We start from the raw sequence: 21369 nt of genomic DNA on the forward strand, positions 1-21369 counted from the left end.
CCTCTACGATGGTGTGCTTAACGTAACAAACCAGAAGTAGGGAAGGGACTGTGATGGCCACTTCGACGTCGCCACAGACGGAGTACACCGATCGGCAGGGCATTGAGCGCGCCACGAAGCAGCAAACAGAGGGCGCTGCGGACGAGATTGCGAAGAAGGCTCCGGCGGTCGGGCACCTGATGCGGATGAACGAGCGTTTCTCCGCGCAGGGCGGAAACCAGCTTTCAGCAGGTATTACGTACTTCTCGGTACTGTCACTCTTCCCGCTGGCGATGTTGCTGTTCGCTGCCCTCGGTATGTTTTTGAACGGGCGCCCGGACATCATGCAGCAGGTGCAGGACCAAATCACTGAGAACCTCGAAGGGGGACTCGGCGAGACCGTCAACGAGTTGCTACAGGCAGCGATCGACCAGCGTGGAGCCGTCGCAGGTGTCGGTTTGCTCACAACCCTCTGGTCCGGCTTGGGATGGATGAACAACCTGCGAGTCGGCGTTTCGGCGATGTGGAACCTTGACGCGAATGATGGTGGAAACTTCGTCGTGAAGAAGCTGACGGACCTGTTGGGCTTGATCGGTTTGATTCTGCTCTTCATCGTGGCGTTCGGTGTGACCGCTGTAGGTGCATCCTCCTGGACCTCGCAGGCGATGGAGCACTTCGGTCTCGGTGACTTCCCGGGGGCCCGCCTCGTGGTGTGGGCCGTCGGCCTGTTGGTCGGTGTGCTGGCGAACTTCCTGGTTATGTGGTGGATGGTCACGTACATGCCGCGCACGAAGGTGCCGATGAAGTCCGGCCTGAAGGGCGCGCTGCTCGGCGCGGTCGCGTTCGAGCTGGTGAAGCAGTTCGCAACCGTGATCGTCAGCTCGGCGACGGGCAACCCAGCCGGCGCGATCTTCGGCCCAGTGATTGTGCTGATGGTGGTGCTCTATCTCATCTGGCGCGTTGTGCTCTATGTTTCTGCCTGGACCGCAACTACAGAGGAGTCGTTGGAGCTCGAGCCGGTTGAGGTCCCGGAGTCCGCGATCATTAATGTGCGCGCGGGCGCGTACCAGGACCCTGCTAGCAGCGCCTCGGCATCGGGCAAGGCGCTAGGCATTGGGGCCGCGATTGGTGCTATTGGCGTCGGGATCGTTTCTTTGCTGACGCGAAACTAAGCGCGACGGCGAGTGCGGTAACCACCAGCACGCCGCCGACGAGCGCGATGGAAAGCCAGGGAATGCCACCCTGGCTTTTTGCTGTTCCAGGCTGCTCATCAGCGGTATCGGTCGGCTGCGATGTTGTCGTCGGCGTTCCCTCGACAGGGTTCAGCGACGCCACGTGGGTGTGGCCCTCGGAGGCGTAGGCGTAGGACTCGTGGAGAAGCGCCTGCGCCTGCTGCCACGCGCGCATTTTATCCACCGTGGTGTCCAGCACTACCGCCACCAGACGCACGCCGTCGTGGTCGACTGCGCCTACAAACGTGTGGTTCGCGTCATCCGTGTAGCCGGTCTTGCCGCCGATGCCGTCTGGGTCGTTGAGGTAGAGCTTGTTGTCATTCCACAGCTCGTAGCCCGGGATGTCGCCGTAGCCGGGGAAGGGGTAGGAGGCGGTGTCTGCGATTTCGGCGAACGTCGGGTTGGAAAACGCGGCCCGGTAGGCGAGCGCCATATCCCATGCCGAAGTGGACATCCCAGCCCGATCCAGGCCGGAGTAGGAGGTTGCGCGGGTGTCGAGCATGCCGAGCTCACGGGCCTTCGCGTTGATCTTCGTCAGGGTGGCGTCGTCACCGCCGAGCGCCTGCGCGAGCGCATGGGCGGCGTCGTTGCCCGAGGCCATCAGTAGGCCGTGTAGCAGGTCGTTGACGGTGTACTCGCCGCCGGCCCCGATGCCGACGGCGGAGCCCTCCTGGCCAGCGGACTCCTCGCTGACCACAACGCGCTGCTCGCGGGGCAGCTCGTCAATCGCCACGAGTGCGAGCAGCACCTTAATAATCGACGCCGGTCTGTACCTGCCGTGCGGATCCTTCATCGCAATCACGTCGCCGGTATCGAGGTTGGCGACCAGCCACGCGGACGCGAGCACCCCCTCATCGACATGGAATCCCTCGGGCGCCTCGATGCCGCAGGAGCCCTCGTAGGTTACGGGGAGTGGTTGGAGCGTCTCGGTTTCGCGGGCCTCGGACGTCGATACTGGCTCGGGTGGCCACAGGGAGCGCTCGCAATTGTTCGTGTCCGGCGCGTGGAGGCGGACAGGAGGGACCCAGTTGCCGTAGTCGTCGTAAAACCCGGGGCGGGGTGTGACCGTGGTCGTGACCGTCGTATCCTCCGCCTGCGCAAGCGGGGCAGGGGCGAGAGTCAGGCACAGGGGCGCGCACACGGCGCTTGCGATGCGTATTGCAGTGTTCATCGCAGGCTATCGTACGCCAGGTCACCCACGATATTGGTGAGGCTGCGCTTTGTTGCGCGGGTGTGTAGTTTCAGCCACGATGTAGCGCATGGTTGCGGTTGAAGGCATGAATGAGCGGCTGAACAAGCTGCGCGCGGCGGTGCTCGGCGCGAATGACGGCATCGTCTCGACGGCCGCGGTCGTCGTCGGCGTCGCGGGTGCTACCCCGAACGTTCCCGCGATCGCTACGGCCGGCATCGCCGCGCTGATCGGTGGCGCAGTGTCGATGGCGCTCGGCGAGTACGTGTCCGTGTCCTCCCAGCGAGATATGGAAAACGCCTTCATTGAGCGCGAGCTCGAGCTGCACAAGGAGGACCCGCACGAGGAGTTCGAGCACCTGGTCGCAGGCTACGTCGCGTCTGGTTTGAGCTCGAAGACGGCGCTGAAGGTGGCGAAGGAGCGCACCGCCGAGGACCCCATCAAGGCCCACTTGGAAATGCACTACGGCATCGACGAGGACGACCTTGCGAACCCATGGTCCGCGGCCATTGCGTCGTTCATTTCCTTCTTCCTCGGTGCGTTGCTGCCGCTCGCTGCGGTGCTACTTCCGCCAGACTCGTGGCGTGTGGCGTCGACGTTCATTGTGACTCTCGTGGCGCTGGCGGCAACTGGCGCGATCTCTGCCCGCATCGGTGGCGCGAGCGTGACGCGCGCCGTGCTGCGCCTGGTCATTGGTGGCGCACTCGGCCTTGCTATCACCTTCGGCGCCGGCTGGGCCTTCGGCACCGCGGCGCTCTAAGAGTTTCGCGCTTCGTACTGCTTGACCAGCCGCTCGATGAGTTCGTCGGTGAGTTTGTCGTCCTGCAGAATCATGTCCAGCATCTTGCTGGCGGTCTGATCAAGGTTGCGGTCTTCGTCGTAGGAATCGCCGGAGAGATCCACCCCGATGCCGTCGAGCAGCGACTCGCTTGTCGACGCCCCCTCCGTCACATCCTGCTTGTCCTCAGCATCAATCGCCTCGAACTGGGAGGTGAATTCCTGCAGGAATGCGTCTGCCTCGTGCACGGCCTCTTTACGCCCTTTGCCGCGCTTGACCTCCGATTCGATCCTGCGCTGGAGCGCCTTTTCCATCTGGCGGTGGCGCCAGGAGCGCACGCGGGTCGGCTCGAGTTCACGCGCGATGTTGCGTGAGCGACGCTCCGCTTTCCGAGCCAGTTCCGCGAGGTGTGCCGCGGTCTGGTTTACCGGAGCGAACTCGGAGTTCGTGGAGATCCGCCAGTTTCCGTAGTAGCCGAGCAGGAAGAGTCCGAAACTCACCATCGGGCCAAACACCATCCCGATCGCCATGTGGCCCGTGGCGTGCCCAAGCAACACGATGACAGAGCATGCCACGGCTGGAATGACCGTTGGTTGGTTGTTGCCGAAGACACTCGGCTCGCGGCCGGTGACGACGTCGCGGATCATGCCGCCGCCCGTCGCGGTGAACACGCCCATCATGATCGCAGGCAGGACCGGCAGCCCGTACGTCAGGGCTTTCGACGCCCCGGTGGCCGCCCACAGCGCTGAGACGAAGGCGTCGCCATGGCTTTCAAGCACGCTCCACGCGCGCCCTTTGAAGTATGTAAAGCGCGCGATCACCGCGCCGGTAAAAGCCAGGATGAGGTACTCCGGCTGGCTCATTGCCGCCACGGTGCCTTCGTTGATGAGGACGTCGCGAAGCATGCCTCCGCCGAGTGCGGAGAGCATCGCGATGAAGAAAAACCCGATGATGTCGTAGCCACGGTGGCGTGCGATTGTGCCACCGATGATGCCCATCAGTAAGACACCGGATACATCGAACCAACGATAAATAGCGGAGATTAACGGATCGACCTGGTCCATGGTGGCACATTTTACGTGTGCCAGAATCCGGCGTCTTCGACGGCCTCAGGAATTTAGGCTGCGACTAGAACTTGGAGAAGCGCTTGATGAGCTGCAGCTCCATCTCGTTCCACGCCTCAGCCTTATCCGTAAACGGCGCAGATGGGACGTAGCCTGCGGCTTCGGTGGAGCCTAGCATGTACGCCAGGTAGTCCTGCATGCGTGGGTTTGCCAGGAGGAATGAATTGAGCGAGTCGTCCTTGGCCCAGTCGGCGGCGTCGGCAAGCAGCTCGTAGGCCTTCGCCATCTGCTTGGTATCGACGCTATCGACGCCCTGCTTGATGTCCTGCGCGATGCCGTTGAAGGAGTAGGAGTTGTCCGGGTGGACGGTGACCTCGAGCTCACCAGCGTTGGCCAGGGTAACCAGGTCAGGCCAGGTTGCTACTGCGGCGAGGTCATGGTCATCGTTCTCGATAATCCAGCGTCCAAGGTGTTTGGTTGACGGGAACGTGAAGATTTCACCGTACTTGCCCAGGAATACTGGGTTGGAGCCCAAGTAGGTGCGCAACGTGTAGACGCTCTTGCCCTGGATGGAAACCTTCACTGGGTCGATTCCGGCACGTGCCCACGCGGAGTTGTCGTATGGGTCTTGCGCTTCCTGCTCAGCACGCTCGGCCTCGCTGGCTTGCTGCTTCGCCTCTTCGCGGGCCTTTCGTGCGGCCTCGATAGCTGTGGCAGCCGCGCTGACCGCTGCCGCGTCGATGGAGTCCGTCTGCACCACGCGGACCGACTCATCGAGGGATTTGACTACCTCTTCCCAGTTCGCCAGCACGACGCGGCCGACACCAGACCACTCGTCCAGGCCGTTCTCACCCTGGTAGTGATCAGAGCCGCGGTTGACGTTGCCCAAAATCGAGTGAGAGGCGAAGAAGATCAGTGCTGGCTCTGCCGCCGCTACCTCCGCGAGGGAGCGCGAAATCTGCAACACGCGGGACAGGTGCGAGACGTTCTCGTGGCTTGGGCGGCCAGCCAGCAACTCCGGTGCACCAATGATGTCGAAGTACTGCTTGTCATTCGGCACCACACGGTCGTCGCCCTGGTTGGAGAACTGCTCCCACTTGGGGTGGTCCGCCAGGTCATGCTTCGGCGTGTTATTGACGTATGCGAGCAGCGCCTCGGGAGATTCGAAGACGAGCACCGAGTTTTCATCGCCGAAAAAGGCCTGCCACTCGGAGCCGTGCTCCTTCCAGGTTGGCGCCCACAGGGTGTAGAAATCGCCGTCGGTCAGTGAAAGCTTGACGGGCAAAATAGCACGGGTAATCATGCAGCAAATCTATCACGCTGTTGGACGCCAGAAACCTTTGAAGGCCATTCCCATGTTTTCTGTTCGTACTGGGTTCATCTGAACTGGGTCGCCAGCTTCGATGAGCATCCCGTCACCGGCGTACATGGCAACGTGTCCATCCCACACCGCGAGGTCGCCCGGTTGTAGGTCCTCGTAGCGGACCTGTTGCCCGATATTCTGCTCTTGAGCTAGGCGTGGTAGCTCCACACCGGCCTGCCGATACGCCCAGCTTGTCAGCCCGGAGCAGTCGAACCCGCCGGGCGCAGATCCACCCCACGCGTACCGTGTTCCGAGCTGTTGTTTCGCCGCCGCGACCGCAGCCTCACCAGTTGCCGAGCCACCCCGGGAGGGAGGAGGTCCCGCCTGCTGAACGGCGGCGAGCTGGGTGACCTCGTTCTTAGCGTGAGGGAGTTCGCGGGCTGTGATGTGGCGCTCGAGCTCGTACATGGCGGCTTTTGCTTGCGAGGATGCGGCAATAGCGGGTTGGCTCGCTGCGTATGCCACGATCCCTGAGAGCTGCTTGGCCAGTGGTGCGAGGTCGTTCGCCAGTCCGTTGAGCGTGAGCCCAGCCTGGGTGACCGCCCACGCGACCTGGGCGGCGATCTTGATCCCCGCTCCGATCGCAGTTGCAGGGTTGAGTAGCAGTGGGATGAGCGGCTGGGTGTCTCGGATGAGGTCAACCACGATATTGCTCAGGTCTTTGGCGGCAAAGAACACGAGGCTGCTTGCCTGGCCGAACATCTTCACAATGGTGTCGCGATCTTTCCCCAGCAGGTTCGCAGCATTGCGCAGCGTCTGGCCCGCAGGGTGCGCCCCTACGAACGCGGCAAGGGGCTCGATGGCGGAAAAATCTGGAGTGGACAGGAATGGGAGTTGGGGAAGTGGGGCAGGGACGTGTCGCAGAATGAGCTGCGCTGCCGCGATCGGGTCAATGCCCGCAGCCAGTGCAGCCATCACAACACCGCCTGAAGAAGGTTGCTGAATCGCTCATCAACGCTGATGGCCGCTTTTACAGCCAGGAGCATCGCGAAAGCGACGCGGCTTGCTTCCTCACTCAAAGCCTCGCTTCTCGCGTTTTCCTGCTCCACGGCCTGCGAGAGCGCCTGGCTGAACTCCGCGAGCGGCCACACATTGGGAACCGGAACGTTTGGCAGTGGTTGGAGCGCAGCGGCGTCGTCGCGTAGCGAGTCAGCGTGCGAATGGATCGTTGATTGGTCAAAAGCGAAAGTAGTCATAAGAGGTTGGACGCACAGAGTCAGTAAACGGTTCCCTCCGAATTTCAATTACCATGTGAATCATGGAAATTACCGTTGTTGACCACCCCCTAGCAGCCTCCCGTCTGACACTGATGCGCGATGAGCGAAGCGACAACACCGCGTTTCGTGCCGCACTCGCTGACCTAGGCGCGATGCTGATTTATGAGGCGTCGCGTGACCTGAAAACCGAAACCTTTGAAACCAAAACGCCGGTTGCAACAGCCACCGGCGTTCGCTTGGAAAAGCCCCCAATTATTGTTCCGATCATCCGTGCCGGCCTCGGAATGATTGACCCGGCGTTGTCCATGATCCCGGACGCGCAGGTCGGCTTCATCGGCATGGCGCGCGACGAGAAGACGCACGAGCCGGTTCCATACCTCGAGGCGCTGCCCGACGACCTGTCGGGACAGCCGGTGTTCTTGGTTGATCCGATGCTGGCCACGGGCGGTTCCCTCATCCACGCGATTGAACTGTTGGAAGGCCGTGGGGCAGACGACATTACCTGTGTGTGCATGGTCAGTGCGCAGCCGGGCGTCGACAAGCTGAAGCAGCACGGCGGATCGGTGCGACTGATCACCGCCGTCATTGACCCAGGGCTCAACGAGGACGCGTACATCGTGCCGGGCCTCGGTGACGCCGGAGATAGGTTGTACGGGCCACGCAATATTGACCTCTAGTCAAAGTAACGTGCGTCGGATATAATCACCGGAAGTTTGTTACGTACACGAGGGGGTATACGTGTTCTTTCAGGGGAGTCTTGGCGCACGTTTTTCGGACGTGGATTCGGACCAGTACTGGGCCAGCTATGCGTTTGCGTTAGGGGAGAAGATCCGCGCGCTGCGAACAATGCAGGGGCTATCGCAGGCGTACCTGGCGGAGCGGGCGGGGATCTCTCGTTCGCTGCTCTCTAACCTGGAGCGCAATAGCTACAACAGGAATAGGGCTGCTGATCCCACGCTTTCGACGATCTACCGGATCGCTGCCGCGCTCGATGTTTCGCCCCTGCAGCTGCTTCCAGCGGACGAGGAGCAGATGGACGAACACGACCAGTCGCAAGATTCGGCGGAGATGAGCGTAGAATCATTGCCACAATAAGGCGCAGTGGGAGCCACGCGCACAAATGCTGGGTGAAGGGTGAACATACACAATGACGGCCGGAGGAATTGCGCGCGCGGTAGACCAATGGGTGAAGGAACATCACTTGACAATGGTGGAGTGGCGCCGTCACTTCCACTCCTACCCGGAGCTTTCCAACCAAGAGTTCGCCACCACCGAGTTCATTGCGAAGGTGCTGCGTGAGCACGGTCTTGAGCCCGTCCTCTTTCCCGGCACGGGACTCTACGTCGACCTGGGCCCAAAAGACGGCAAGCGGCTCGCGTTCCGCGGCGACATCGACGCTCTGAAAGTGCCTGAGCAAACCGGTTTGCCGTTCGCATCCCAGCACCCGGGCGTTTCCCACTCGTGCGGCCACGACGTGCATACGACGGTGGCGCTCGCGCTGGCGTGCGCCTTATCGACGGTCCAGCTGCCGCTCGGCGTACGCATCATCTTTCAGCCGGCGGAAGAAGTGATGAACGGCGGTGCGCTCGACGTGATCGAGTGGGGCGCGCTGCAGGATGTCGCGAGCATTTACGCCCTCCACGCTGAACCGAAACTGCGCGTAGGCCAGATCGGTGTGCGCACGGGCGCGATTACCTCGGCGTCGGACGTGCTGCGCATTACGGTCAACGGGCCTGGCGGCCACACCTCTCGCCCGCAGCTTTCGGCGGACGTGGTCTACGCGCTCGGGGCGCTGATTACGCAGTTGCCGGCGCTGCTGTCGCGCCGGGTCGACCCGCGTACGGGCACGGTGATGGTGTTCGGGCACGTCGAGTCGGGCGACGCGGCGAACGCGATCCCGAAGACAGGCGAGCTACTGGGCACGTTGCGGACAGCGGATATCGGGACGTGGCGGATCCTCGAAGATCTGGTCACTGACCTGATTGACCTCGTCGTCGCACCGACCGGGTGCACGTACCACCTCGACTACATGCGGGGCGTGCCACCGGTGCTCAACGATGACGCCGCGACGGCGATCGGGGTACAGGCAGGGCGCAGGATCGACCCACACGCGGTGGTGACCGCGCCGCAGTCCTCGGGCGGGGAGGACTTCTCTTGGTACCTGGAGCGCGTCCCCGGGTCGATGTTCCGGCTCGGTGCCTGGAGCGGTGAGGGAGAGATGCAGGACCTGCACCAAGGCAACCTTGATATTGATGAGCGAGCACTTGAAGTTGGGGTGCGTTTGTTCGGAGGGGTCGTCGAAAAGTACGCCGAAAACCTCAGCTAGTGCAACTTTTGGTTGGTAACGAAGCCGTGGGCGGCCGTGTAGACTAGCCAGGTATTTGTGCGAACGACGAAGACCGTTGAGGAGTATGTAGGTGTCGAAGAAGATCGTCATCATTGGCGGAGGGCCAGCTGGTTACGAGGCTGCGCTGGTTGCATCAAAGTACGGGGCCGATATCACCATTGTGGAAGACAATGGTTTGGGCGGCTCCGCTATCCGCAAGGACGTTGTTCCTTCGAAGAGCTTTATCGCCGGCGCCAACATTAAGACGGACCTTCGCCGTGCAGACGACATGGGGCTCAACCACGGGCTTGGGGAAGCCCAGCTTTCGCTGACCGCCCTGAACGCACGCGTGATCGCGCTGGCTGATAAGCAGTCCAGTGACATCGCTAAGCAGTTGGAGCAGCGTGGCGTGCGCCTTATCCAGGGGCGCGCTCGTTTTACGGACCAACAGCACGGTCACACCACGCACCGCGTGGAGGTGCACTGCGAGGGTAAAGACACCGAGATTATTGATTGCGACATGGTGCTGGTGTGCACCGGCGCGAACCCGCGCGTGCTGCCGGGCGCTGAGCCGGACGGCGAGCGCATCCTGAACTGGCGTCAGATGTACAGCCTGCAGGAGATGCCGACGCACCTGATCGTGGTCGGTTCCGGTGTGACCGGTGCTGAGTTTGTTTCTGCGTTCGCTGAGTTGGGCGTCGAGGTGACCATGGTTGCTTCGCGTGACCGCATCCTGCCGCACGATGACGCCGATGCCGCTGACGTGCTCGAGGAGGTGCTCGCGGGCCGTGGCGTCCACTTGGAGAAACACGCTCGCGTGGAGTCGGTGACGAACACCGGCGACGGCGTGGTTGTGCGCACGACGGACGGGCGCGAGATCGCCGGTTCGCACGTGATGATGTCCATTGGTTCGATTCCGAACACGGCGGACCTCAACCTGGAGGCGGCCGGTGTGGAAGTCGCCCCGTCGGGCCACATCATTGTTGACCGTGTGTCGCGTACCAACGTTGCAGGTATTTACGCTGCGGGTGACTGCAGCGACCTGATGCCGCTGGCATCCGTCGCGGCGCAGCAGGGCCGCATTGCGGTCGACCACGCGTTGGGCGAGGGCGTGTCACCGGTGCGCCTGAAGACGGTGGGCAACGCGGTCTTTACCCGCCCGGAGATCGCCGCGGTCGGTGTGACGCAGCAGCAGATCACCGACGGCGAGGTTGACGCGGACATCTACAAGCTAGACTTGGCGACGAACCCTCGCGCAAAGATGCGTTCCCTCCAGCACGGTTTTGTGAAGATCTTCGCCCGCAAGGGCTCCGGCCAGGTACTCGGCGGCGTGATCGTCGCACCGACTGCCTCCGAACTGATTCTGTCGCTGACCATCGCGGTAGCCAACGACCTGACTGTGCGCCAGCTGGCGAACTCGATGGCGGTATACCCGTCCCTGTCCGGTTCGATTACGGAGGCGGCACGCAGGCTGATCTCTAAGTCTGATCTGGACTAGCGCTCCGGCTAGAACTAGGCGGCCCCGGAAACGCTCGCTGCGGACAGGATGTTCGTGGGCAGGTAGCGCAGCCGGGGCCGATTTTTGTTGCCGATTCGGGGGAGATGTTCAGCCCGTCGGCGTAAATCATGCGCTGGGCGAATGCGATATCGCAGCCCAGCACCACCGCGTGTTCCCGCCGCGGGGAATCGAACCCCACGACGGGGCCCTGCACCATCCGCGCAATCCATAGGTAGGTCCGGCCGTCCGGCATGACGGCGACCTGACGCGTCACTCTATTCGAAGTTTCAAACGCGCGGTGCACGACCCACAACGGGCAGCCCCCACCGTGGCGCGAGAAGTGGAAGGCTGTCGATGACTGCCGCTTCGAAATGTTGCCTGCCCGGTCGGTGCGCACGAAGACGAACGGAATCGCCTCTGCGCCGGGGCGCTGCAACGTCGCGAGGCGTTGGCAGGTTGACTCGAAACCAGTGCCGAAGCGCGCGGAGATGACGTCGATGTCGTAGCGGGTTTCTTCGGCAGCTTGGAGGAGCTCAGCGTAGGGCATGGTGACAGCGGCGGCGAAGTACTGCGCCAACCCGTGGCGCGCGAGCTGGACGGGCTCGGGCTGTGTCGATTCGTCGAAAGTGTCGCGGACGTACTCGTCGATGAGCTCCGCGAAGGCGGTGCGGCCGTAGTGGTAGGCGAGTTCAAAGCACTGCTGGGACTCGGTGAGTCCGGTGCGTAGGCGGATCTCGCGCTGGTCGTGCTGCAGGGTCGAGCGGGGGCCGTGGGCGTATTGGTTGAAGCGCACTTGGATGCCGTATTCCCTGTCGAAGGTTGCCGCGAGGCGTGTCAGTCGCAGTTGCCGGTTCGCGGCGTGCGCTGCGAGCTGTTCGGCAGCAACGTCGAGCTCGTGGAAGTAGTTCTTGTGGTTCTGGAAGAATTCACGCACGAGTGCGTGGGGGTGTTCGGAGTCGGTGGTCTCGGGTGAAGTCAGCGCCCGTAAGGAGTTGGCGATGTCGGGGAAGCGCTGTGCGAACTCGTGCAGTTTCGGCTGCGGGACGTCGGGGAGTAGCTCGGAAAGCTCGTTGACCACGCGTTGGTCTTCATCGGGGGAGAAGAACGTGGTGGAGAGCTGAAACGCGTGGGTGAGTTGGAGGAGCACGCTGACGGTGAGTGGACGCTGGTCGTTTTCGAGCTGGTTGAGGTAGCTCGTTGAGATGTCTATGCGGCGGGCCATTTCGCCTTGTGTGAGTTCGAGTTCATGGCGGAGCGTCTGTATCTTTGCCCCCGCGTACAGCTTTGCCATCGTACCTTTCTCCCATTTTGTATGCGTGTACTGCGTAGTTAACAGAATTTGCACAAGTAGCAGAATTTGTACGCAGAAGTTTACATGCGAAAATCATGGCCCGCATCACATTTGGCTCCCTAGTATGAGCTGCAACATCAACGAGGTTTCGCGGTAGCGGAACTACAACGAAGACGAAGGAGCCAAGATGATCGAACACAACGTGCGCACGCACCGTTCGGCAGAAGATTTCCCGATTGAAGAGCACCTCGCATACAAGATCGCCAAGGTTGCAGCAGACCCGGTAGAGGTTCCAGCTGATACGACTGAGATGATCATCAACCGCATTATCGACAATGCGTCGGTCGCCGTCGCTTCCTACGGTCGCCGCCCAGTCGCGACCGCTCGCGTGATGGCGGAGGCACATCCAGTATCCGAAGGCGGTGCGCAGATTTTTGGTGTCGACGGCTCCTACTCCGCAGAGTGGGCCGCATTCGCCAACGGTACAGCGGTCCGCGAGCTGGACTTCCACGACACCTTCCTCGCGGCGGAGTACTCCCACCCGGGCGACAACATTCCGCCGATCCTCGCAGTAGCACAGCACAAGGGCCTCGACGGTAAGGCGCTGATCCGTGGTATCGCGACCGGTTACGAGATCCAGGTCAACCTGGTCAAGGGTATTTGCCTGCACGAGTGGAAGATTGACCACGTGGCGCACCTCGGCCCATCTGTTGCGGCGGGTCTGGGCACCATGCTGAACCTGGACATTGATACCATCTACCAGGCGGTTGGCCAGGCGCTGCACACTACGACGGCGACGCGCCAGTCCCGCAAGGGCCTCATCTCTTCTTGGAAGGCGTCCGCCCCGGCATTCGCGGGCAAGATGGGCATCGAGGCCGTCGACCGCGCGATGCGCGGCGAGGGCGCACCCGCTCCGATTTGGGAGGGCGAGGACGGCTTCATCGCCTGGATGCTGCACTCCCCAGAACGCACCTACGTGGTGCCACTGCCTGCAGACGGTGAGGCAAAGCGCGCAATCCTGGATACCTACACCAAGGAGCATTCGGCTGAGTACCAGTCGCAGGCCCCAATCGACCTGGCGCGCCGCATGAAGCAGACCATCGCGGATGCCGGTAAGTCCACCGCCGATATCGAGTCGATCGTGCTGCACACCTCGCACCACACGCACTACGTCATCGGTACCGGCGCGAACGACCCGCAGAAGATGGACCCGAAGGCGTCCCGCGAGACCCTCGACCACTCGATCATGTACATCTTCGCCGTAGCGCTCGAGGACGGCACGTGGCACCACGTCGATTCCTACGCTCCTGAGCGCGCGAACCGCCCTGAGACGATCACGCTGTGGCACAAGATCTCCACGGTCGAGGACCCAGAGTGGACGCGTCGATACCACTCGCAGGACCCGGCCGAGAAGGCGTTCGGCGCAAAGGCCGTCATCACCTTCAACGACGGCACCGTCATCGAGGATGAGATGGCCGTGGCGGACGCTCACCCACTGGGGGCGCGCCCGTTTGCCCGTGAGCAGTACATCCAGAAGTTCCGCACGCTGGCGGAGGGGATCGTCGATAAGGAAGAGCAGGACCGTTTCCTTGCGGACGTGCAGAACCTCGAGCAGCTCACCGACTTGAGCAAGCTCAACATCAAGGTGAACGCGGACGCGCAAGCCAATGCTCCTCAGATCCCAGGAGGGATTTTCTAAGATGTTTGTTCCTGATACAACGCCAAATGAGCGCCGACTGGCGCTGCGGGCCTCACTCGAGTCCGCCGAAATTACAAAACTGCCCGGCGCGTTCAATCCGCTGACGGCTCGACTCATCGAGGACATCGGTGGCTTCGAAGGTGTCTACGTCTCCGGCGCGGTGCTTGCCAACGACCTAGGCCTGCCGGATATCGGGCTGACCACACTGACGGAGGTCGCGCAGCGCGGCGGGCACATCGCTCGCGCTACGAACCTTCCAGTGCTTATCGACGCCGACACCGGCTTCGGCGAACCGATGTCCGCAGCACGCACTGTGGCTGAGTTCGAGGCCGCGGGGCTTGCCTCGCTGCACCTGGAGGACCAGGTCAACCCGAAGCGCTGCGGGCACCTCGACGGCAAGGAAGTAGTGCCGCGCGACCTGATGGTGCGACGCATCAGCGCCGCAGTAAAGGAGCGCCACGACGATGCATTCGTCATCTGCGCGCGTACCGACGCAGCTGGCATCGAGGGCATCGACTCCGCAATCGAGCGGGCCAAGGCTTACGCAGATGCCGGCGCGGACCTTATCTTTACGGAAGCGCTCTATACCGAGAAGGACTTCGAGACCTTCCGCAAGGCCGTCGATATCCCGTTGCTGGCGAACATGACGGAGTTCGGTAAGACCAAGCTGCTCTCCGCCGGAACCTTGCAGGACCTCGGCTATAACGCGGTGATCTGGCCGGTGACCACGTTCCGCCTCGCAATGGGGCAGACCGAGGCCATGCTCCGCGACATCGCGGAAACCGGCACGCAGGAGCCGTGGTTGGACCGCATGCAGCACAGGTCCCGCCTATACGAGCTGGTCAAGTACGAAGACTTCAACCAGTTCGACCAGTCCGTCTTCACATATTCCAAGGACACCTACTCGTCCACATTCGAGTAATCCCTATCCCGCATCCCTAACCCAATCCCTATCCCGAAAGGACTTCATCCCATGACCACTCAAGAAATCAAGAAGGGCCTCGCTGGCGTCGTTGCGGACTACACCGCAATCTCCAAGGTCAACCCTGAGACCAACTCCCTGCTGTACTACGGTTACCCGGTCCACGAGCTGGCAGAGCACTGCACCTTCGAAGAGGTTGCGTACCTGCTTTGGCACGGCGAGCTGCCAGACAAGTCGGGCGCAGAGGAGTTCCGCCTCGGATGCATGAACAACCGCGACATCGATGAGGAACTCATCCAGGTCATTAACTACCTGCCGAAGGACTGCCACCCGATGGACGTGCTGCGCACCGCAGTGTCCTTCCTGGGCACCCGCGACGAGTACAAGTTCACCCCGGATGCTGACCACATCCGCAAGATCGGTACCGAGCTGCTGGCGAAGCTGCCGACCATCGTGGCCACCGACATTCGCCGCCGCCAGGGCAAGGGCTACATCGCCCCGAGCAAGGACAAGGGCTTCTCGGAGAACTTCCTCTGGATGGTCTTCGGTGACGAAGAAGGGGCCCCGGCAACCATCCCGTCGGATATCGAGGCATTCGAGAAGACCATGATTCTCTACGCGGAGCACTCCTTCAACGCGTCCACCTTCACCGCCCGCACGGTGACCTCGACGCAGTCCGACGCCTGGTCTGCGATCACCGCGGCGATCGGCGCACTGAAGGGCCCGCTGCACGGTGGCGCGAACGAGTTCGTCATGCACCACATGAAGGAAATCGACGACCTAGCAAACGCGGAGCAGTGGTGCCTGAACAAGCTGAAGAACAAGGAGCTCGTCATGGGCTTCGGCCACCGCGTGTACAAGAAGGGCGACTCGCGCGTGCCGACCATGGAAGCCGCGTTCAAGAAGCTCGCCGCGGAGCACAAGGACCAGGGCGCCGAGAAGTGGGTGGAAATCTACGACATCATGGCGAAGACGATGTACGAGAACACGTCCATCAACATCCGCCCGAACCTGGACTTCCCGTCCGGCCCGTCCTACTACATCCTGGGCTTTGACATCGAGTTCTTCACGCCGCTGTTCGTGATGAGCCGCATCACCGGCTGGACCGCGCACATCATTGAGCAGTACGAGAACAACTCGCTGATCCGCCCACTGTCCGCGTACAACGGCCCGGAGGAGCGTCACCTGGACGGCACCTACCAGCCGCAGTAAGCCAGAACGACGGGTGGTCTGCCTTTGGGGCGGACCATCCGTTTTGTTTGTTTTTATATGAGAGGCGTTGACCGCTGACCCCAACTTGGGGGGTAATCGCTATGGGAACAGATGCAATTGTGCATTTTCCCGTGGTGTGGCGCCAACCTGCGTTAGGATTGTCAGGCCAACCAAATAACATTCAAACTGTCACGTATGTCACAGTATGGAAGGATTGCATCGATGGAGCAGCTCCCCCTGAATGACCTCCCGGCATTCAAAAAGATCTTGGTAGCAAACCGTGGCGAAATCGCGGTTCGTGCCTTCCGCGCAGCATTTGAGACTGGCGCAAAAACCGTCGCGGTGTACCCGCGCGAGGACCGAAAGTCCTACCACCGACCGTTCGCCGACGAAGCCGTACGAATTGGTGTTGAGGGCCAGCCAGTCAAGGCGTACCTGGACATCGACGAAATTATCCGTGCGGCGAAAGAGACCGGCGCCGATGCAATTTACCCGGGCTATGGGTTCCTCTCGGAGCGCGCAGACCTTGCGCGCGCTTGCCGCGACAACGGCATTAAGTTCATCGGCCCAAGCCCAGAGGCGCTTGAGCTGACTGGTGACAAGGCGGCCGCTGTGCACGCTGCTGAGCGCGCCGGGCTGCCGACGTTGAAGGACTCCGAGCCGTCAACTGACCCGGCGGAGCTCGCCGAGATTGCGAAGGAATTCACCTTCCCGGTCTTCGTCAAGGCAGTCGCCGGTGGTGGTGGGCGCGGTATGCGCTTCATCGAGAAGATCGAAGATGTCGAGCGCCTCGCGGCAGAGGCATCCCGCGAGGCGGAGGCAGCGTTTGGCGACGGCCACGTGTACCTCGAGCGAGCGGTCATCCGCCCGCAGCACATTGAGGTGCAGATCATGGCGGACTCCTACGGCAACGTGGTGCACCTGTTTGAGCGCGACTGCTCGCTGCAGCGCCGTCACCAGAAGGTCGTCGAAATCGCTCCGGCACAGCACATCACGCAGGAACAGCGTGAACGCATCTGCCAGGACGCGGTGAACTTCTGTAAGGAGATCAACTACGAGGGCGCCGGTACCGTCGAGTTCCTCGTCGACGAGCAGGGCAACCACGTCTTCATTGAGATGAACCCGCGTGTCCAGGTGGAGCACACCGTCACCGAGGAAATCACCGGCGTGGACATCGTGAAGAACCAGATGTACATCGCTGCGGGCGCGAAGCTCGAGGACGTGCACCTGACCCAGGACCTCATCGAGATGAACGGTGCCGCGCTGCAGTGCCGTATCACCACGGAGGACCCGAACAACGGGTTCCGTCCGGACTCCGGTGTGATCACCGGCTACAGCTCCCCAGGCGGTGCGGGTGTGCGTCTCGACGGCTCCGCAAACGTCGGTACCGAGATCACCCCGAACTTCGACTCCCTGCTTGTGAAAATGACGTGCCGTGGCCGTAACTTCCAGGTCGCCGTCGACCGCGCACTGCGCGCGCTTAACGAGTTCACCGTCACCGGTGTCTCCACCAATATTGGCTTCCTGCGCGCGCTGCTGTCCGACGAGGACTTCCGCTTCAAGCGCATCAACACCGGCTTTATCAACGATCACCCGTTCTTGCTTGAGGCTCCTGCCGCGGCTGACGATGCCGGCAAGATCCTCGACTACCTGGCGAACGTGACCGTCAATAAGCCAAACGGCCCACGCCCGACCTTGATTCGTCCTTCGAAGAAACTGCCGGAGTTCGATTACGGCGACCTGCCACGTGGCTCCCGCGACGACCTGCTGGAGCTCGGCCCGACGAAGTGGGCGGAAAAGATCCGCAACCAGACGGCTCTCGGGGTGACCGAGACGACGTTCCGCGATGCGCACCAGTCGCTGCTGGCAACCCGCATCCGTACGAACACGCTGGTCGCTGCGGCGAAGCACGTCGGCCACATGACGCCACAGCTCGCCTCTGTAGAGGCGTGGGGCGGCGCCACCTACGACGTGGGCATGCGCTTCCTGCACGAGTCTCCGTGGATGCGTCTCGACGCCCTGCGTGAAGCCATCCCGAACGTGAATATCCAGATGCTGCTGCGCGGCCGCAACACCGTGGGCTACACGCCGTACCCGGACTCGGTGACGAAGGCGTTCGTGAACGAGGCGGCGTCGTCAGGCATTGATATCTTCCGCATCTTCGACGCCCTCAACGACGTTTCCCAGATGCGCCCCGCTATCGAGGCTGTTCTGGAGACCAACACCACCGTCGCCGAGGTTGCGATGGCGTACTCGGGCAACCTGCTCGACCCCGCCGAGGACATCTACACGCTGGACTACTACCTGCGTCTGGCCGAAGAGATTGTCGACGCCGGCGCGCACGTCCTGGCGATCAAGGATATGGCCGGCCTGATGCGTCCGGGCGCTGCCGCGAAACTGGTCAAGGCGCTGCGCGAGCGCTTCGACCTGCCTGTTCACGTGCACACTCACGACACGGCTGGCGGCCAGCTAGCGACCTACCTGGCGGCCGCAAATGCTGGCGCGGACATTGTGGATGTGGCGTCGGCACCGCTGGCGGGTACCACCTCGCAGCCGTCGCTGTCCGCACTCGTTGCTGCCTTCGCGAACACCGAGCGTGACACCGGCATTGACCTGCAGGCTGTCAGCGACCTCGAGCCGTACTGGGAGGCCGTGCGCCAGGTTTACGCTCCGTTTGAATCTGGTATTCCTGGCCCGACCGGTCGTGTGTACAAGCACGAAATCCCGGGCGGTCAGCTTTCCAACCTGCGTACGCAGGCGAAGGCGCTGGGCCTGGGCAACCGCTTCGAGCTCATCGAGGACTACTATGCCGCGGTGAACGAGATCCTCGGCCGCCCGACGAAGGTCACGCCGTCGTCGAAGGTTGTGGGTGACCTTGCGCTGCACCTGGTGGGTGCGGGCGTGGACCCGAAGGACTTCGCGGAGAACCCGCGCAAGTACGACATCCCTGAGTCCGTCATCGGCTTCCTGCAGGGTGAACTGGGTACGCCTCCGGGTGGCTGGCCGCTGCTGCGCGACAAGGCGCTCGAGGACCGCCAGGAAGTCGACCACACGGTGGACGTGCCGGAAGAGCTCGCTGGTGACCTTGATTCCGAGGACCACGTGACGCGCCGTGCTGCGCTGGACCAGCTGCTGTTCCCGAAGCAGTACAAGGAGTTCCTGGAACACCGCCGCACCTACGGCATCACGGACCACCTGTCGGACCGCACCTTCTTCTACGGCCTTGTTGAGGGTGAGGAGACGATGATCTGGTACGGCGAGCTCGAGGATCACCTGCCGCCGCTCGTGGTCAACCTTGACGCCGTGGGCGAGCCCGATGAGAAGGGCATGCGCCAGGTCATCCTGACGGTCAACGGCCAGATCCGTCCGATGCAGGTCAGGGACGAGAACGCCGAGTCCACAGTCGCCGAGGTGGAGAAGGCTGATCCGTCGCAGGAAGGCCACGTTGCGGCACCGTTCGCTGGTGTGGTGAACGTGACCGTCAAGCCTGGCGACGAAGTCAAGGCCGGCGACCAGGTTGCTTCTATCGAAGCGATGAAGATGGAGGCCGCGATCTCGGCGACGAAGGACGGCACCATCGAGCGAGTCGCCTTCACGCAGGCAACCAAGGTGGAGGGCGGCGACCTGGTCGTCGTGATCTCCTAAAGGGTTTCTCGCCGCAGTTAGCCGACGTTGCAGTCAAACACCATGACATTGGCATCGTCGGCAACCGTGGTGAAGCCGAACTGCTCGTAACGGTGGCGCGCACGCTCGTTGTCTGGGTCAACCCAGAGAGCGACGCGGGGCGCGCCTTGTTGCGCTGCAAGCTCAATGACTGCGCGTAGCAGTTTCGAGCCGAGCCGGTGGCCTGCGAAGCGGCGTTCCACCGCGATGGCGAGCTCCGGCACGTCGGGGCCGAGGTTTGCGTGGCCTGCATCCGGGTCATCCCAGTAGCGCAGCCACACGCCACCGGCGGGGGTGCGGAACTCATCGCAGGCGATAATGCCGCCGTCGCGCTCCGGGTCCCAGTGGTCCACGTAGTCGGTCACCCCGAGGCGCTCCTCGTGCCCGACGGGCGCGGTTTCATCGCCGAATACGTCCGCAAGAAAGTTCAGGCGCTGCAGGTACATGCGGTCTGATTCGGTGGCTTGGCGTAGAGTAAACGACTTGTTTTGTGTCATGGTGCCACTGTAACGCGACTACTACGGATAGGCGCAGCCAGGGCCGTGCGGTACTCTGTGGCCTATGCGAGGAGGAACTGCACGCGGCATCGGGGCCGTCACTGTGGCGTTGGCCCTTGGTATCTCACACGGGGCTGCGGTCGCGGCGCCGGTGGTGCAGCAGGGGGGTCTGATTGTTGTTGGTAGCAACGTGAAATGCACCGTCGCGATGAATGACAAAAACCAGGGCGTGAGCTACACCAGCGCCCACTGTGGCAGCAACGGGGATCGTGTCACCGTCCAGGGGGCCGAAGGCCTCACCGGAACGTTTATCCCCTCGCCGTTGTACCGCGATGAGGAGGATTACACCGCGAACGACTGGGCCATGGTGGTCTGGGGCGACGGCGTGGCCCTCGGCCCGAACTGGCTCAGCGGAGACACCCTTATTTCCCCAGGCACGACGCTGACCTCGAAGGATCGCGTGTGTACCTACGGCGGGGTGACGAAGGCGAAGCGCTGCGGTTCGTTCGCTGCGCGCCTCGGCAACACGGTGTTCAGTACGCTCCCAAATGGCCAGGCAGGCGACTCCGGTGCACCCGTGTGGGTCGAAGGCAAAGGAATGATCGGGCCGTACTCGGGCGTGAGCAACATCTCCTCATCGTCGGGCGTGCGCGGGCTTTCCCGCGCGGTTCACCCGGAAGACGGCCGCGACTACGGCAGCGATGACGAAATCGAGGTGCTCAAGCGCTGGTTCCATATCGACGGCCCCGTGGTGCACACCGCCAAGCGCCCAGTAGAAACGGCCGCGAAGGCAGGGGCGCAGTTGGGCAAGCGCCTGGACTCGCTGTCCTCCGAGGATGACTCCGCAGTGCGCGGTGTGTTGCCAGTCGTGCTGGCAATCGTGTTGGGCGTACTCGTCGCCGCGGCACCCGACATCGTCTCTATCGTCGAATCGTGGCGCTCAATAGCAGCGGCTAGAGGTCAATAACCATGGTGCCCGGGTGTGGGGCATCGGCAACATCCCGGAAGCCGAATTTCTCATAGACGTGGCGGGCTTTGGGGTTGTCGGCGTCGACAGATAAAGCGAGCTGTCGCGCACCCTTGTCGCGCGCGAGCTCGCAAGCCTGCTCAATCATCGTGCGTGACAGGCCCTTGCCCTGCGCGCGGGCTTCAATCGCGATGGCGAACTCGGGGATATCCGGCCCAAGGTTTGCCCACCCCACGGCGGAGGTATCCTCCCAGAACCGCAGCCAGATCGCCCCGGCCGGTACGCCGAGGGCGTCGTAGACGATGACGCCGCCGTCGCGCTCCGGATCCCAGTCGCCGATGTAGCCTGCGGCGTAGGTGGGGTAGTCACTGAACAGTTCGCTCGATTCATCACCGTGCGCCTCGGCGAGGAAGTAAATACGCTCGAGGTACGTGCGGTCGGACTCGGTGGCCCGACGGAAACTAAAGTCCAT

General features: G+C 62.4%; 18 protein-coding genes and 1 pseudogene. 12 read left to right on the plus strand and 7 right to left on the minus strand.

What is annotated here, in order from left to right:
• Positions 1 to 53 precede the first annotated feature (53 nt).
• A complete protein-coding gene (locus BQ4436_RS05975; RefSeq protein ID WP_070477651.1) occupies positions 54 to 1151 on the plus strand; it encodes a YhjD/YihY/BrkB family envelope integrity protein in 1098 nt (365 codons plus the stop codon).
• Here BQ4436_RS05975 and BQ4436_RS05980 read toward each other — a convergent pair.
• The gene (locus tag BQ4436_RS05980) at positions 1111 to 2382 is read right to left on the minus strand and encodes a D-alanyl-D-alanine carboxypeptidase family protein (RefSeq protein WP_070975861.1); all 1272 of its coding nucleotides are present in this window, start codon (positions 2380 to 2382) and stop codon (positions 1111 to 1113) included. The two genes, BQ4436_RS05975 and BQ4436_RS05980, sit on opposite strands and share 41 nt — an antisense overlap.
• Positions 2383 to 2470: 88 nt before the next feature.
• On the opposite strand from BQ4436_RS05980, the gene BQ4436_RS05985 reads away from it, so the two are divergent.
• The gene (locus BQ4436_RS05985) at positions 2471 to 3160 is read left to right on the plus strand and encodes a VIT1/CCC1 transporter family protein (protein WP_070975863.1); all 690 of its coding nucleotides are present in this window, start codon (positions 2471 to 2473) and stop codon (positions 3158 to 3160) included.
• Here BQ4436_RS05985 and BQ4436_RS05990 read toward each other — a convergent pair.
• The gene (locus tag BQ4436_RS05990; protein WP_070975864.1) at positions 3157 to 4242 is read right to left on the minus strand and encodes a trimeric intracellular cation channel family protein; all 1086 of its coding nucleotides are present in this window, start codon (positions 4240 to 4242) and stop codon (positions 3157 to 3159) included. The two genes, BQ4436_RS05985 and BQ4436_RS05990, sit on opposite strands and share 4 nt — an antisense overlap.
• 1077 nt (positions 4243 to 5319) lie before the next feature.
• Between BQ4436_RS05990 and BQ4436_RS12665 the strand changes: the two are divergent.
• Positions 5320 to 5379 (plus strand): annotated as a pseudogene (locus BQ4436_RS12665) (hypothetical protein); the annotation flags it as partial.
• Positions 5380 to 5557: 178 nt separating this feature from the next.
• Here BQ4436_RS12665 and BQ4436_RS06000 read toward each other — a convergent pair.
• Together BQ4436_RS06000 and BQ4436_RS06005 are read right to left on the minus strand one after the other, a co-directional pair.
• Positions 5558 to 6520 carry a C40 family peptidase gene (locus BQ4436_RS06000; RefSeq protein ID WP_083329461.1) on the minus strand — a complete coding sequence of 321 codons (963 nt, stop codon included), beginning with the start codon at positions 6518 to 6520 and terminating at the stop codon, positions 5558 to 5560.
• The gene (locus BQ4436_RS06005) at positions 6520 to 6801 is read right to left on the minus strand and encodes a hypothetical protein (protein WP_070362998.1); all 282 of its coding nucleotides are present in this window, start codon (positions 6799 to 6801) and stop codon (positions 6520 to 6522) included. The genes BQ4436_RS06000 and BQ4436_RS06005 overlap by 1 nt, the downstream gene beginning before the upstream one ends.
• A 62-nt stretch (positions 6802 to 6863) precedes the next feature.
• Here BQ4436_RS06005 and upp point away from each other — a divergent pair, with 62 nt between their 5' ends.
• The 4 genes from upp (at position 6864) to BQ4436_RS06025 (ending at position 10646) form a co-directional block, all read left to right on the plus strand.
• Positions 6864 to 7499: a uracil phosphoribosyltransferase gene (gene upp, locus BQ4436_RS06010; protein WP_070477655.1), complete on the plus strand. Its 636-nt coding sequence runs from the start codon at positions 6864 to 6866 to the stop codon at positions 7497 to 7499.
• A 100-nt stretch (positions 7500 to 7599) separates the two neighbouring features.
• Positions 7600 to 7917, plus strand: a complete 318-nt coding sequence (locus BQ4436_RS06015; protein ID WP_255366138.1) for a helix-turn-helix domain-containing protein — start codon at positions 7600 to 7602, stop codon at positions 7915 to 7917.
• A 52-nt stretch (positions 7918 to 7969) separates the two neighbouring features.
• Positions 7970 to 9148, plus strand: a complete 1179-nt coding sequence (locus tag BQ4436_RS06020; protein ID WP_070975869.1) for an amidohydrolase — start codon at positions 7970 to 7972, stop codon at positions 9146 to 9148.
• Positions 9149 to 9239: 91 nt separating this feature from the next.
• Positions 9240 to 10646 (plus strand): NAD(P)H-quinone dehydrogenase, encoded by a 1407-nt coding sequence (locus tag BQ4436_RS06025; protein ID WP_070975871.1) that lies wholly within the window; start codon positions 9240 to 9242, stop codon positions 10644 to 10646.
• Here the strand turns inward: BQ4436_RS06025 and BQ4436_RS06030 are convergent.
• Entirely contained in the window at positions 10627 to 11937 is a 1311-nt protein-coding gene (locus tag BQ4436_RS06030) for a helix-turn-helix domain-containing protein (protein WP_070477662.1), read from the minus strand. The two genes, BQ4436_RS06025 and BQ4436_RS06030, sit on opposite strands and share 20 nt — an antisense overlap.
• Before the next feature lie 187 nt (positions 11938 to 12124).
• Here BQ4436_RS06030 and prpD point away from each other — a divergent pair, with 187 nt between their 5' ends.
• The 4 genes from prpD to BQ4436_RS06050 all read left to right on the plus strand — a co-directional run bounded on the left by prpD (position 12125) and on the right by BQ4436_RS06050 (position 19415).
• Entirely contained in the window at positions 12125 to 13636 is a 1512-nt protein-coding gene (gene prpD, locus BQ4436_RS06035; protein WP_070975873.1) for a 2-methylcitrate dehydratase PrpD, read from the plus strand.
• Position 13637: 1 nt separating this feature from the next.
• The gene (gene prpB / locus BQ4436_RS06040) at positions 13638 to 14558 is read left to right on the plus strand and encodes a methylisocitrate lyase (protein ID WP_070975875.1); all 921 of its coding nucleotides are present in this window, start codon (positions 13638 to 13640) and stop codon (positions 14556 to 14558) included.
• A 51-nt stretch (positions 14559 to 14609) separates the two neighbouring features.
• Complete coding sequence (locus BQ4436_RS06045) at positions 14610 to 15770, plus strand: bifunctional 2-methylcitrate synthase/citrate synthase (RefSeq protein ID WP_070975877.1); 1161 nt, start codon at positions 14610 to 14612, stop codon at positions 15768 to 15770.
• Positions 15771 to 15965: 195 nt separating this feature from the next.
• On the plus strand, positions 15966 to 19415 hold the full coding sequence (locus BQ4436_RS06050) for a pyruvate carboxylase (protein ID WP_255366139.1): 3450 nt from the start codon (positions 15966 to 15968) through the stop codon (positions 19413 to 19415).
• A 17-nt stretch (positions 19416 to 19432) separates the two neighbouring features.
• Here BQ4436_RS06050 and BQ4436_RS06055 read toward each other — a convergent pair whose 3' ends face one another.
• The gene (locus tag BQ4436_RS06055) at positions 19433 to 19930 is read right to left on the minus strand and encodes a GNAT family N-acetyltransferase (protein WP_070975880.1); all 498 of its coding nucleotides are present in this window, start codon (positions 19928 to 19930) and stop codon (positions 19433 to 19435) included.
• A gap of 64 nt (positions 19931 to 19994) precedes the next feature.
• Here BQ4436_RS06055 and BQ4436_RS06060 point away from each other — a divergent pair, with 64 nt between their 5' ends.
• Positions 19995 to 20897, plus strand: a complete 903-nt coding sequence (locus BQ4436_RS06060; RefSeq protein ID WP_070975881.1) for a chymotrypsin family serine protease — start codon at positions 19995 to 19997, stop codon at positions 20895 to 20897.
• On the opposite strand, the gene BQ4436_RS06065 is transcribed toward BQ4436_RS06060, so the two are convergent.
• Complete coding sequence (locus BQ4436_RS06065) at positions 20884 to 21369, minus strand: GNAT family N-acetyltransferase (protein ID WP_070975883.1); 486 nt, start codon at positions 21367 to 21369, stop codon at positions 20884 to 20886. The genes BQ4436_RS06060 and BQ4436_RS06065 overlap by 14 nt on opposite strands.

The sequence above is a fragment of the Corynebacterium sp. MC3 genome, assembly GCF_900099485.1.
GTDB classification, from domain to species: domain Bacteria; phylum Actinomycetota; class Actinomycetes; order Mycobacteriales; family Mycobacteriaceae; genus Corynebacterium; species Corynebacterium pseudogenitalium.

Bases quoted from the DNA above. Each gene is read 5' to 3' on its own strand.
- BQ4436_RS05990 (WP_070975864.1), bottom strand. From the start codon at position 4,242: ATGGACCAGGTCGATCCGTTAATCTCCGCTATTTATCGTTGGTTCGAT.
- BQ4436_RS06060 (WP_070975881.1), top strand. From the start codon at position 19,995: ATGCGAGGAGGAACTGCACGCGGCATCGGGGCCGTCACTGTGGCGTTG.
- BQ4436_RS05980 (WP_070975861.1), bottom strand. From the start codon at position 2,382: ATGAACACTGCAATACGCATCGCAAGCGCCGTGTGCGCGCCCCTGTGC.
- upp (WP_070477655.1), top strand. From the start codon at position 6,864: ATGGAAATTACCGTTGTTGACCACCCCCTAGCAGCCTCCCGTCTGACA.
- BQ4436_RS06045 (WP_070975877.1), top strand. From the start codon at position 14,610: ATGACCACTCAAGAAATCAAGAAGGGCCTCGCTGGCGTCGTTGCGGAC.
- BQ4436_RS06020 (WP_070975869.1), top strand. From the start codon at position 7,970: ATGACGGCCGGAGGAATTGCGCGCGCGGTAGACCAATGGGTGAAGGAA.
- BQ4436_RS06000 (WP_083329461.1), bottom strand. From the start codon at position 6,520: ATGGCTGCACTGGCTGCGGGCATTGACCCGATCGCGGCAGCGCAGCTC.
- BQ4436_RS06005 (WP_070362998.1), bottom strand. From the start codon at position 6,801: ATGACTACTTTCGCTTTTGACCAATCAACGATCCATTCGCACGCTGAC.
- BQ4436_RS06050 (WP_255366139.1), top strand. From the start codon at position 15,966: ATGTCACAGTATGGAAGGATTGCATCGATGGAGCAGCTCCCCCTGAAT.
- prpD (WP_070975873.1), top strand. From the start codon at position 12,125: ATGATCGAACACAACGTGCGCACGCACCGTTCGGCAGAAGATTTCCCG.
- BQ4436_RS05985 (WP_070975863.1), top strand. From the start codon at position 2,471: ATGGTTGCGGTTGAAGGCATGAATGAGCGGCTGAACAAGCTGCGCGCG.
- BQ4436_RS06030 (WP_070477662.1), bottom strand. From the start codon at position 11,937: ATGGCAAAGCTGTACGCGGGGGCAAAGATACAGACGCTCCGCCATGAA.
- prpB (WP_070975875.1), top strand. From the start codon at position 13,638: ATGTTTGTTCCTGATACAACGCCAAATGAGCGCCGACTGGCGCTGCGG.
- BQ4436_RS05975 (WP_070477651.1), top strand. From the start codon at position 54: ATGGCCACTTCGACGTCGCCACAGACGGAGTACACCGATCGGCAGGGC.
- BQ4436_RS06065 (WP_070975883.1), bottom strand. From the start codon at position 21,369: ATGGACTTTAGTTTCCGTCGGGCCACCGAGTCCGACCGCACGTACCTC.
- BQ4436_RS06055 (WP_070975880.1), bottom strand. From the start codon at position 19,930: ATGACACAAAACAAGTCGTTTACTCTACGCCAAGCCACCGAATCAGAC.